Source organism: Kordia zhangzhouensis (assembly GCF_001005305.1).
Classification (GTDB): domain Bacteria; phylum Bacteroidota; class Bacteroidia; order Flavobacteriales; family Flavobacteriaceae; genus Kordia; species Kordia zhangzhouensis.
Map to the genome: position 1 here is coordinate 77,063 of NZ_LBMH01000002.1, position 12,924 is coordinate 89,986.

The following is a 12,924-nucleotide window of genomic DNA, read 5'->3' on the forward strand; positions in this document are numbered from 1 at the left end:
TTAGTTTATAGAAGTTATAGCGTCTTCTTCGTTGATATCTTCTTTAGGAAGTTGTATTTTGATAGCATCTATTTGTGCCTTTAATGGCTGAATGTACTCGAGGTAAGATTCCTTGAGTGTTGCGTCTATAGGGTCTGCATCTGGCAGTTTTTGTTTGAAAGGATCTACTTGTTTTCCGTTTTTCCAAAAACGATAACACACATGAGGACCAGAAGTATTTCCTGTCATTCCTACCCAACCAATTACATCTCCTTGCTTTACAAATTCGCCTACTTTTACTTTGCGTTTTTTCATGTGCAAGTATTGAGTTGTATATGTGCTATTGTGCTTTACTTTTACATAGTTTCCATTTCCTCCTCTACGAGCTGATTCGACGACAACACCGTTAGCTGTAGAAATGATGGGTGTTCCCATTGGAGCTGCAAAGTCAGTTCCTTTGTGTGGTCTCACACGATTTCCATACAATTTGATACGTCTACGTAAATTGTAACGGGATGAAATACGTACATGTTTGTAACGCACTGGTGCTTTTAAAAATGCGCGACGCAAATTTTTAGCATTTTCATCATAGTAATCCTTTACTTTGTTTACACTATCGGTTTCAAATTCGAACGCATAAAATGGCTCATTATTGTGTTTGAAGTAGGCAGCGTGAATTCGATCAATTCCTACAGAAGTCGTATCATTTATATACTTTTCCGTATAAATAACTTTGAACTCATCACCTTTTTGCAATCTAAAAAAGTCGATAGTCCATGCATAGATATCTGACATATCGTATGCTAATCGCTGACTTAACCCAGCATCATCAAGTGCGGAAGATAAAGAACTTGTAATGACTCCTGATGCTTCTTTTTGAACAATTTTTACAGGCTTACTTTCTTTGTAAGCATTGATAGAATCTTTGAATTTAATCACTACATATTCAATGCTATTTGGTTGATAAATAAAACATTCTGGGCGTTGTAGTGAATCTCCTTTTGTGCAGAGTAATGTATACGGTTTGCCTGCTGTAATTTTGCTAATATCAAATGTATCTTTGGTTTTTTCAACAATATTAAAAACCGTTCCGTATCCAATATTATTTTTTTCGAGAATTTTACCAAAACTATCTCCGTTTCTTACGGTATCACGTACTACGATAAAGTCGTTTAGGTTGAAACCAAACTCCATAATTTCTGGCTCTTCGACTACTACTTTTTCAGCAATATCTTGTTTTTCTTCTACTTTTTCACAAGCATAAAATACAATTGCCAAGAGTGCAAATACTATAATTTTCTCGATTCTCATTGTGTCTTTTCTGTATTGAAAATATGATCTACCCATTCTTTTCCCCATTCACTTTTTTCATTTTCGCTCCAAATTTCAGGAAAAAAGATCACTTTTTGAAAACTTGGCGGCAAATATTCTCTCCAATTAGTGCCTCCTGTTGATTCTACTGTCTTTTTTTCGCGTCGTAAGTAGCGATAAGCCGATCCCATATGCATCAATGGCCAATTAACATTTGCATTCAGATCTAAGGTTTTGAGAGCTTCTATAAGGTTTTTGTCTTTTTTTACTTTTGTAGGCAACGTTAAATAGCGATGGTATATTGTACTGTGCTGTACTTCTTTTGCAATTCGCATAAAACGTGGCGTATATCGATATTCAAATTGTTTGAGTGTCAATGTTTTTTCTCCAGTTTTACTATCGGTTGCTCCTTTTTTCCAATAAATATTTTCATAAAGATCATCCAATGAACTTTCAGACGAAAATTGACTGCGTACTGTATGATGCACCAAATTTTCCATAGGTGTTGCATATAATTCAATCATACGGTATTGAGCTGATTGAAATCCACTAGCAGGCAACAATGACATGCGATAGTTTAAAAATTGTTCACGCTCCATACCATTAATCATTATTTCAAAAGAAGAAATTAGTGCTTTGAAATAATTGTTAATACGATATATTCGTTGCGTAAAAAATTCTGCTGTTTGATCTTTATCGTCTATAATTTGCTTTTGTTCATGAATGATTAGCTTAAAATACAATTCCGTAATCTGATGATACATGATAAAAATTTCTTCATCAGGAAAAAAAGTGCGAGGAATTTGTAAGCTTAATAGTGTATCTAAGTGAATATAATCCCAATAGGTCAGATATCGTTGATGGAGTAAACCGTCAAGATAAGAACCTAAATCTTGCCCAGAGTTTGTATACTTTCTGTCTAATTTTTCAATCCGTTCTGCAATATCTGGTGGAATCTTCATGGTTAATCTACTACAATTTTAAAAGGATGTTTGAGTCCTTTGAAAGCGTCTAGGTCAGCTTTGAGCGAACCTACCATAAGTTTGGCTTTAATGCGAATTGGAATTTTGTTTTCATCATCAGATACCCAAAGTGTTAAACTTTCATTTTCTTTAAAAACACGTCCTGCTTGTACATAAGGTCTAAATTTTAAGCAAGGAACTTTTCCAAATTTTGTACGCATAATTTCTCTGCCAAGAAATTTTAACTTGAACTTAAAGTTTTCTTTATCAAAAAACATGTTGAGAATAATTTCGTCTCCTTCTTTGATATTAGATACATCATAATTGTTTCGTAAATAGTAAAATGCAGAAACCATATCCTGCACATCTTTTTCAATGTTATATTCCTTTTTGGTTTTATGCTTTTTATTATTGACTAACGCTTTTTCGCGCTCGTGATTAAAATCGATTTCTATGTCTTTCGTATGACCTCCTTCATCAATTTGACGAATGAATTTGTATGGTCTTCCTGTTTCTTTATCGAAATAGCTCTCATAGTTATCATCAACCTTAAAAAACCAACTAGCAAATCCTGTTGTTTGTCCTTTTCCTATCACATGGTATACATTTTTCCCATTTAAGTATTCATCTTTTACTTCAAGAGTTGCGTAGCTTGCATTGATAAAACCGTAGTGAATTCGAAATTTGAACCATTCGCCCGATTGAAAAGCAGTGTCTTTATTTTGTGCCTGTAATATGAAAGACACTAGTAAGATTAATATGGAGAGTATTCGTTTCATGATTTGAGTAATGATTTGTAAAAATAATAAAATAAGTATTATTTTATGTTAATTTATTCTTGCATTACAATTACTATTCCAAAAAAAGATAAATGATTGATAAAAAGGCGGAAACAAAGCGGTTTTGAAAGGTTTTTGCTATTTCCACAACAAGACGATTACTTTTAGAAAAATAAGGTGTCAAGAGTATTGATTTCTTCTTAAGAACTTTACTAAACACTTACTTTTTATAGAACAAAGTACACATAATAAGTGTTGTAAAATTGTACAAATAATGTGATTTTGACAGGTATGTTTTGTGCTATACATTCAAAAAAAAACTCGGTCATGTGACCGAGTTCCTTTTTTATTAACCAACCAAAACTTTAAATTATGAAAATCTCTCTTCTTAAAGTTGCAAAAGGAAACCACTCGCTTTTGCACTGCAAATATAAGACGAGAATTATACTATGCAGGCATAATATTTAACTTTAACACAATTTTTATATTTAGGATTGTATTTAATCGATGTTTATTGATAAATGTTCAAATAAAAACTCATTTTTTTGAGATAATTTCAACATTTTTATGTTTTTTCATTTTTGTATTTTGGGTTATTTGAGTACTTTATAGCCTTCAAGATTCGTAATTCCCCAATTTTCCAATTCTTCTTTGCTCCATAAGTCTGGAAAGAAGATTCTTTTTTGATATTTAGGATGCATATACTTTTGCCAATCACTTCCCCCCGTAGCTTCCGGATTTCCTTTTTGAGAATTAATATACTTGTCGGCAGTATTGTAATGATGCATTACCCAACTTATATTGACCGTATGGTCATAATGACGCATTGCATTGATTAAAGATGTGTTTTTTTGAAATTCATCAGGTAATTGCTTGAATTTCGTCCATAAATTGATAGTATTATATTCTTTCATCCATTCAATGAGTTCTTTTTTGTACTTCTCATCAAAGTTTACCATCAATTTACTACGCATTCCCGTTTTATGATTATTCCCTGCAACCTGCCAATACATATTATTATAAGCATGTTCATAAGGTGTTTCACGATCAATCGTCGCTCTGAATCGATAATCAATCAAATTGATTAACTCTGTCGAAGCAATTTCTATTTTTCGATACTGCACTGATTGAAAACCACTAGCAGGAGTTAATGTATCACGGAATTTCATGTATTGCTCTACTTCCATTCCTTCACTCATAATGTCAAATGAATTAGATAACATATCAAAATAGCGGCTGATACGCATTAAATGCATCACAAATTTTTCTGGCTGAATGTGTTCTGTGTGTGCGATTTGTTGCATTTCCCACAAAATCATTTTAAACAGCAACTCATTAATTTGATGATACATAATGAAAACCATTTCATCAGGTAATTGTGTACGTTGTGTTTGCAATCCTAACAATGCATCCAACTGTATAAAATCCCAATATTTCATTGGCTCTGCATAAAGTAATCCCGAAAGGTGCACATCAGGATCTTGTCCCATAGCCAAATATTTTTTGTCTATAGCCTCGAGTAATTCTTCTCTGGTCATGTTGTAGTTTTTAGAAGAGAAATGATAAGAACGTATGTAAAGTACGTTCTTATCATTATATATTATAAAGTTCCGCGAGCAGCTTGTTCTCTTTCAATCGCTTCAAACAACGCTTTGAAGTTTCCAACACCGAATGATTGTGCACCTTTACGCTGAATGATTTCGAAAAACATTGTTGGTCTGTCCACAATTGTTTTGGTAAATAACTGTAGTAAATACCCTTCTTCATCACGATCAATTAAGATTCCGTGTTTTTTAAGTTCTTCTACATCTTCATCAATATCACCTACACGTTCTAATAAATCATCATAATAGGTTTCTGGAACATATAAGAATTCTACTCCGCGTTCACGCATTTGAGAAACCGTTTCTATAATATTATCTGTAGCCACAGCTATGTGTTGTACACCTGCACCATTGTAAAAGTCAAGATATTCTTCTATTTGCGATTTCTTTTTTCCTTTAGCTGGCTCATTAATTGGGAACTTGATTCGACCATTTCCATTACTCATTACTTTACTCATCAAAGCTGTATATTCTGTAGAAATATCATCGTCAGTAAAAGAAATAATTTGTGCAAAGCCCATTACTTTTGCATAGAATTCACACCATTCCTTCATTTTTCCCCAGCCTACATTTCCTACCATATGGTCAATGAATTTTAACCCAACTGGTTCTGGATTGTAATGAGAAACCCATTTTTCGTATCCAGGTAAAAAGACTCCATTATAATTTTTACGTTCTACAAATATATGCACCGTTTCTCCATAGGTGTAAATTCCAGAACGAATTACATATCCATGCTCATCTTCTTCTTTGGTTGGCTCCATGTATGGTTTTGCTCCTCTTTTGGTAGTTTCTTCAAAGGCTTTTGTAGCATCTTCAACCCAGAGTGCAACTACTTTTACTCCATCTCCATGTAGGTCAATATGTTCGTTGATTTCACCGCCTTTATTTAATGGCGTTGTTAAGACCAATCGAATCTTATCTTGTTTTAATACATATGAAACTCTGTCTTTTATTCCTGTTTCCAAACCTGCATAAGCTTCTGACTGAAAACCAAAAGCTGTTTTGTAGAAATGTGCTGATTGTTTTGCGTTTCCAACATATAATTCTACATAGTCAGTTCCAAGCAAAGGAAGAAAATCTTCCGCTTCTTCAAATAATTTTTTAAGTCCGTATTCTGTATTTTGTAAATCTCGTAAGTTTTTTATTTCTGCTGCCATTTTTTTATTTTTTAGTGCTTTTCGCAAATTCGCATATATGTTTTTGATTATGTCCCTAAGTGGTTTTTATTTACCACATAGCCCGAATATGCGTTGCAATATTTTGAATGTGTTGTCTCATGCGTTAATCTTCCAACCAAGATTGAAAATAGCTTTCATCGGCAATTTTCATTGCTTCTTCCGTTACTTGCAATGGCTTGAACGTATCTACCATTACTGCTAATTCTTCAGTTTCTGTTTGACCAATACTACGTTCTACAGCACCTGGATGTGGCCCATGTGGAATTCCCGCAGGATGCAAAGAAATATGCCCTGCATCAATATCATTTCGACTCATAAAGTCACCATCTACATAATATAATACTTCATCACTGTCTATATTACTATGATTGTATGGAGCTGGAATAGCATCTGGGTGATAATCATATAGCCTTGGCACAAAGGAACATACAACAAAAGCATCTGTTTCAAAGGTTTGATGTACTGGTGGCGGTTGATGAATACGACCTGTAATTGGTTCAAAATCGTGAATTGAAAATGCATACGGATAGTTATAACCATCATAACCTACCACATCAAAAGGATGTGTGGCATATATCATTTCAAAAATATCTCCTTGTTTTTTTACTTTGATTAGAAAGTCACCTTTTTCATCATTGGTTTCTAATTCATAAGGTCTTCTTATATCACGCTCGCAAAAAGGCGAATGCTCTAATAGCTGACCAAACCAGTTTCTGTAACGCTTTGGTGTATAAATTGGGCGGTATGATTCTACAATAAATAAGCGATTGTCTTCCGTTTCAAAATCTATTTTGTAAATCACACCTCGCGGTACTAAAAGATAATCTCCATATTTAAAATCAAGATTTCCCAGCATGGTACGAAGTTTTCCTGTTCCTTTATGGATAAAAATCAATTCGTCAGCGTCGGTATTTTTGTAAAAATAATCTCGTGTTGATTCTTGAGGTGCTGCCAAAATAATGTTACAATCACTGTTGGTCAAGATTACTTTTCTACTTTCAAGATAATCTGCTTGTGGCGGCACTTGAAATCCACGAAATCGATATGACTGAATATTATTAGCTTTAGCCACTTTGGGAGCTACGCTATATTGCTTTCGAATTTCTTTAACCTGTGTAGGTCTGTGTTCATGGTAACTATTGGTAGACATTCCGTCAAAACCAATTGTTCCGAAAAGCTGTTCGTAATACAAATCGCCATTAGGCTTTTTAAATATTGTGTGTCGTTTTGGCGGAATAGTTCCTAATGTATGGTAAAAAGGCATTTTTTGTTATTTTTTTGTGATGGTAAAATACTATTATAAAATATAGAAAAATGTGAAGAAAGGCATCACATTTAGCAAAAAAATAACGCTGTCTTATTCAGGATTTCGCTTGATAAGATAGTGTAAATGTGCGAGTAAGTCGTTCCAAAAGGGTTTCACTTGTATAGATAACTTTTTTATCTTCTGCACACAAATATCGTAATTATTTGGATATGTTGTATGACCGAAATCATGTTTGCTTTCTATTTTTTAGAATCGAATGAAACTTTATGTGTACTTTTTCTTTGATTTTGCAAGGGCTTAGGCACTTTATAAGTTAAAACCAAAAACCTATACTAACATACAACGTATCTTCTTCTATATCAGGCGACCAAGAATATTTTACTTGTAAGGGACCAAAAAAGGTTTCCAATCCATATCCAATAGCATACCCGTTAAAGTCTGGCTTTGTAAACCATTCTCCATTTCCAAAGATATTTTCGCCTGCATTGGCGTAGTTTGCTGTGAAATTCAAGTGATGTTTGGTCCAAAAATTATAATCTAATGCAATTGTTCCTTTCACAAAGCTATCACCAGCAAAACTCAAGAAATCATATCCGAGGAAAGCGATGTAATTGTTAATAAAATTATTTCCATAGCCTCCTAATACAAAATCTAAGGAATTGGTAGAAGCGTCCCCAATTTTAAATCCTCCTTCTGAAGAAATGTTTAGTGATACATTATCAAATATTGAAGTAGCATACCCTATTTTTCCTCTTGCAAGTGAGAATGGCTCAAAGTTTTTGTTGTAATCTGACGAGTACAGATACCAATGAAAGTTACCCGAAAAAAAGATTCCTGATTTTGGAAAGTACTTATTATCGTAAGTATCCAATTTTAAAAACCCAAATGAGCTGATAAAATCACTTTTTTCAAATACAGTTTCTTCTTGGTCTGTTTCAGTGATTGTTTCGGAAGCAATTTTTAACCGTTTGTGCTCAGCTCCAACTCCAAAAACAAATTCTTCTCTTAATACCGTTTGAAGGTATAGTTGATTCGTAAAGTCTGAGACATCAACATCTATTCTATTAAGATTGGGATTTGTATTATCTTCTCTTATTAAATCGTAATTTACACCTCGCTCAAACGAATTGAATCGTGATTTGACACCAATACTCCAGTAATATCCTTTGTCAATGTAATATTCAAAATTATATCGGATATTATCCCCGATAATGAAATCAAAAGACGCTACATCATTGTTAAATAGGACTTTTTTCTTTGTCACATTGATTAATCCTGCGGTTTTATATACATCATCATAATGTGCTCCTAAACGTAAAAACATTGTTTCTGGTCGTTCCCTCAGATTTAAAACAATATCTTCTGAACCCACATTGTTTGGAATTGTTCGATAACGAATTCCTGTAAAATTTCCAGTGGCTGCCAAATTACTTATTCCTTCTTGAAATTTTTGAAATGGTATTTTGGCAGGCGTTTTAAAACGCAATTTTCCTCGAACGTATGAACGGGTATATTTCTTGTTTCCACGTAAGTGAATGTAATTTACATTTAAAGAATCTTTTACCTTTACTGGTTTAATATTTCTTTTTTGTTGCTGTTGCGCTGCAATTTCCTTTAAGGCTTCTATTTCTTCTCTGCCAGCTACCTCTCCTCTTGTTATCAATTCACGTCCTCTATCAAAAGAGATTACCGAAAAACCAACAATATCTGGACGAATATAGACATCTGTCTTTTCATTTTTATCCTTCATGGCATTAATAGTTCGGAAATTGTTGATTTGATTGAGAATGGCAACTGCTGAGTTAAGCTTATCTCTTTCATATAACCCGTCTTGTACATCAATTCCAATAATTACATCTACTTTTTTTGCCAATACTTCATCTACTGGGTAATTATTGGTTACTCCTCCATCAATAAGTAGCCTTTTTTTTATCGGTATAGGCTCAAATAAGGAGGGAAATGCTCCACTCGCAGTAATTGCCTCTGGTAAATATCCTTTTTCTAGAACCACCTGTTCTCCTTTTTCAATATCAGAAGCCACACATAAAAACGGAATTGGCAGTTTACTAAAATCATCAATATGATTGACATGCATGAGCAATTGTGCCAACTTGTTGTATACATTTTGTCCTTTTGAAATGGAAGAAGGGAAACTTACTTTAAAATTGTCAAATGGCAACGTAATTGCATATCGTTCCGCATCTTCTTTTTCATAGAAAGTTTTGGCAGATCGTGGCAATTCATCTTGTATGAGTCGTTCAAAATCTGTCTTTTTAAAGATTGAATCTATCTGGTTACCTGTATATCCTGAAGCATATAACGAACCAATAATAGCTCCCATACTTGTTCCGCCTACATAGTCTACTCGAATTCCAAGACTATCAATAATTTTAAGCACCCCAATATGCGCCAATCCTTTGGCTCCGCCTCCACTCAATACCAATCCTACTTTTAGGTCTTGTTTTTTAGGTTGTTCTTTTTGCGCTGTAGCAGTTAAGAAACTAAAAATTGCTATGCAAATCAGTATCCACTTTTTCATGCTAACACTATTTTTGATGAAAGTTATCGTATATTTTTTTTGCTCTACTATTTCCAACTACTGCCGAGATTTGATCGAGGGAAGCTTCAGAAATTCGTTTGACCGATTTGAACTTCTTAAGTAACTCCACAATGGTTTTTTCTCCAATTCCTTCAATTGATTCTAACTCAGAATTCAGTGCATTATTGCTTCTTTTTTTTCTGTGAAATGTTATTCCAAATCGATGTGCTTCGTTCCGTAATTGCTGTATGATTTTAAGTGTTTCACTTTTCTTATCAAGATACAACGGAATTGAGTCTCCAGGATAATAGATTTCTTCCAAACGTTTGGCTATACCTATAATTGCTATTTTCCCACGTAAATTTAACGCATCCAAACTTTTCAATGCTGAGGAAAGTTGTCCTTTTCCTCCATCAATTACAATTAATTGAGGTAAAGATGATTCTTCTTCCAATAATCTTTTATAGCGCCTGTATACAACTTCTTCCATGGAAGCAAAATCGTCTGGACCCACAACCGTTTTGATATTGTAATGACGGTACTCCTTTTTACTAGGTTTTCCATCTTTAAATACCACACAAGCGGCCACAGGATTAGTTCCTTGAATGTTTGAGTTATCAAAACACTCAATATGCCTTGGCTCTTCCGAAAGACGTAAGTCTTTTTTCATTTGTTTCATCAATCTATTCACATGCTTATCAGGATCTGTAAGCTTTATTTGCTTGAAACGTTCTTGTCGGAAGTATTTTGCATTTCGCAACGATAGTTCTAAAATGCGTTTTTTATCGCCTAATTTTGGGACGGTAATTTTAAAATTTTCCCCAATCTCTATTTTAAAAGGCACATATAATTCTTTAGAGTTCGTCGAAAAACGTTGATGAATTTCGGTAATGGCCAATTCTAGTAATTCTTTATCCGTTTCGTCTAACTTCTTTTTAATTTCCATAGTATGCGACCGTACAATGGAACCATGTGATAGTTGCAAATAGTTTACATACCCAAAACTTTCATCTGAAACAATAGAAAAAACATCAACATTGCTAATTTTTGGATTAACGATAGTAGATTTAGCTTGATAGTTTGTTAAAATATCTAGTTTTTCCTTGACTTTTTGAGCACGTTCAAACTCCATATTTTCTGCAAATGTTTTCATTTGCTCTTTAAAACGATGTAAAGAATCCTTAAAGTTTCCTTTAAGGATTTCACGAATGGCAACTATTTGCTCATCATAACTTTGAACCGTTTGGTATCCTTCACACGGACCAATACAATTCCCTAAATGATATTCCAAACATACTTTATACTTGCCGGTATTTATTTTTTCTTGAGAAAGATCATAATTGCAAGTTCGTAACGGATACAATCCTTTGATTAAATCGAATAGGGTTCGAACCGTTTTCATACTCGTATACGGACCAAAATATTCAGAACCATCTTTAACCATTTTTCTGGTAGGGAATACACGTGGAAAGCGTTCATTTTTAATACAAATCCACGGATACGATTTGTCATCTTTTAGCATGACATTGTAACGCGGCTGGTATTTTTTGATTAAATTATTTTCGAGCAGTAATGCATCCGTTTCAGTAGCCACTACAATATGCTTAATGGATGCAATTTTTTTTACCAATACTCTCGTTTTTCCGTATTCGTGATTTTTGGTAAAGTATGACAACACTCGTTTTTTTAGGTTTTTTGCCTTTCCTACATATAATAACTTTCCTTCCTTATCATAGTATTGATATACTCCAGGATTGGTGGGTAAGGTTTTGAGTTGTAGTTCGAGTGCTTCGGTCATTTGGTAGTATTGAGTACTGAAATATTTATTTTTAGAAATTGATGTAATCTTGTTACAATCTGACAAAAACAAAAGCTAATTTTATGAAAGATCAAAAATTCTTTCGTTTAATTGTTTTTAATCTCAACTAGGCTCGTAGCAATTTATTATATACTAATAGCTTTCTTCAACAAAGTTACCTACAATTATTCCAAAAACAAATGCACATCTAAGGTACAATTTTTATTTTTGTTGCAAATGTTTTTACCATGTCAAAAGTTGCCTTACGGAAGAAGTATAAAACAATGCGCAACGCACTTTCTGCAACGCAAATTGATGAGTTTAGCATTGCTATAGCTAATAACTTATTAAAACTTCCTATTTGGGATAAGCGCTATTATCATTTATTTCTTACAATAACTGAACAAAAAGAAATTGATACGGAATTTATTTTGAATATTCTCGCAGGAAAAGACAAGGATATTATTCTTTCTAAGAGTAATTTCGACGACCATTCACTCACTCATTTTCTACTGACAGATACCACAGTAATCCAAAAAAATAGTTATAATATTCCTGAACCTGTTGATGGAATTGAAGTTCCTTCAAAAAAAATAGAGGTTGTTTTTGTGCCGCTTTTAGCATATGATATTAAAGGAAACCGTATTGGGTATGGCAAAGGATTTTATGACCGTTTTTTAGCCGAATGCAATCCTTCAACACTCAAAATTGGATTATCTTTTTTTCCTCCAGAAAATATTCTTTTTACAAAGGATGAAAATGATATTCCGTTAGATTATTGCGTCACACCAAAACAAACATTTTACTTTAAAAACCGATAAGTAGTTATATTTCTTCTTGGACGATTTCTCTAGCTGTTTTTGCTTTTTTAGGAAATGCTTTTTTATTAAAAATAATCAGCAACGCTACTCCTATTGTAATAGCAGAATCAGCTATATTAAAAACTGGATCAAAAAATGTAAAGCGATCACCTCCAATCCAAGGCATCCATTCTGGCCAAGTAGTGTCAATTAACGGAAAATGTAGCATATCTACAACACGCCCGTGAAATATAGGCGCATACCCTCCTGCTTCTGGTAAAAATGTTGCGACTTCTCCTTTATATACACTTTCGTTGAAAATAATACCGTAAAACACAGAGTCAATAATGTTTCCAAAAGCTCCTGCAAATATTAATGCAATTGCAACGATTAATACTTTTGAGCTTTTTTTCTTCACTGCATCAAACAACCAATATCCTATGGCGGTGATAGCAAATAAGCGAAATAAAGTTAAAAAGAGTTTCCCATAACTTCCAGGCAGTTCAACGCCCCAAGCCATTCCTTTATTTTCCACAAATAAAATTTGAAACCAACTGAAAACTTCCACAGATTCGCCCAAAGCGAAGTTTGTTTTGATATATATTTTACTGATTTGGTCTATAAGCAACACCAAAACAATAATCCCAATAGCTTTTTTTAAAGACATGTATCGTACATTTTTCGTTTGAAAATGAATCGCCTGC

The 12,924-nt window shown here is 33.6% G+C and carries 10 protein-coding genes; 1 reads left to right on the forward strand and 9 read right to left on the reverse strand.

All coding sequences use genetic code 11. The features are described from left to right. From AA088_RS01865 to uvrC, 8 genes are all read right to left on the reverse strand, one after another. Positions 1 to 1,290: a peptidoglycan DD-metalloendopeptidase family protein gene (locus AA088_RS01865; protein WP_046743259.1), complete on the reverse strand. Its 1,290-nt coding sequence runs from the start codon at positions 1,288 to 1,290 to the stop codon at positions 1 to 3. Beyond that, positions 1,287 to 2,252, reverse strand: coding sequence for a tryptophan 2,3-dioxygenase family protein (locus AA088_RS01870; RefSeq protein WP_046743260.1), 966 nt, complete (start codon positions 2,250 to 2,252; stop codon positions 1,287 to 1,289). The genes AA088_RS01865 and AA088_RS01870 overlap by 4 nt, the downstream gene beginning before the upstream one ends. A 2-nt stretch (positions 2,253 to 2,254) precedes the next feature. After that, a complete protein-coding gene (locus tag AA088_RS01875; protein WP_046743261.1) occupies positions 2,255 to 3,031 on the reverse strand; it encodes a DUF3108 domain-containing protein in 777 nt (258 codons plus the stop codon). Positions 3,032 to 3,624: 593 nt separating this feature from the next. Then, on the reverse strand, positions 3,625 to 4,569 hold the full coding sequence (locus tag AA088_RS01880; RefSeq protein ID WP_046743262.1) for a tryptophan 2,3-dioxygenase family protein: 945 nt from the start codon (positions 4,567 to 4,569) through the stop codon (positions 3,625 to 3,627). A gap of 62 nt (positions 4,570 to 4,631) precedes the next feature. Next, positions 4,632 to 5,795 (reverse strand): 4-hydroxyphenylpyruvate dioxygenase, encoded by a 1,164-nt coding sequence (gene hppD / locus AA088_RS01885; protein ID WP_046743263.1) that lies wholly within the window; start codon positions 5,793 to 5,795, stop codon positions 4,632 to 4,634. Positions 5,796 to 5,919: 124 nt separating this feature from the next. After that, positions 5,920 to 7,080, reverse strand: coding sequence for a homogentisate 1,2-dioxygenase (locus AA088_RS01890; RefSeq protein WP_046743264.1), 1,161 nt, complete (start codon positions 7,078 to 7,080; stop codon positions 5,920 to 5,922). A 316-nt stretch (positions 7,081 to 7,396) separates the two neighbouring features. Then, entirely contained in the window at positions 7,397 to 9,622 is a 2,226-nt protein-coding gene (locus AA088_RS01895; RefSeq protein WP_046743513.1) for a patatin-like phospholipase family protein, read from the reverse strand. Positions 9,623 to 9,629: 7 nt separating this feature from the next. Continuing rightward, positions 9,630 to 11,420, reverse strand: a complete 1,791-nt coding sequence (uvrC, locus tag AA088_RS01900) for an excinuclease ABC subunit UvrC (RefSeq protein ID WP_046743265.1) — start codon at positions 11,418 to 11,420, stop codon at positions 9,630 to 9,632. 248 nt (positions 11,421 to 11,668) lie between these two features. On the opposite strand from uvrC, the gene AA088_RS01905 reads away from it, so the two are divergent. Beyond that, entirely contained in the window at positions 11,669 to 12,241 is a 573-nt protein-coding gene (locus AA088_RS01905; protein ID WP_046743266.1) for a 5-formyltetrahydrofolate cyclo-ligase, read from the forward strand. Positions 12,242 to 12,245: 4 nt separating this feature from the next. On the opposite strand, the gene AA088_RS01910 is transcribed toward AA088_RS01905, so the two are convergent. Further along, positions 12,246 to 12,887 (reverse strand): lipoprotein signal peptidase, encoded by a 642-nt coding sequence (locus tag AA088_RS01910; protein WP_046743267.1) that lies wholly within the window; start codon positions 12,885 to 12,887, stop codon positions 12,246 to 12,248. Between the last annotated feature and the right edge of the window lie 37 nt (positions 12,888 to 12,924).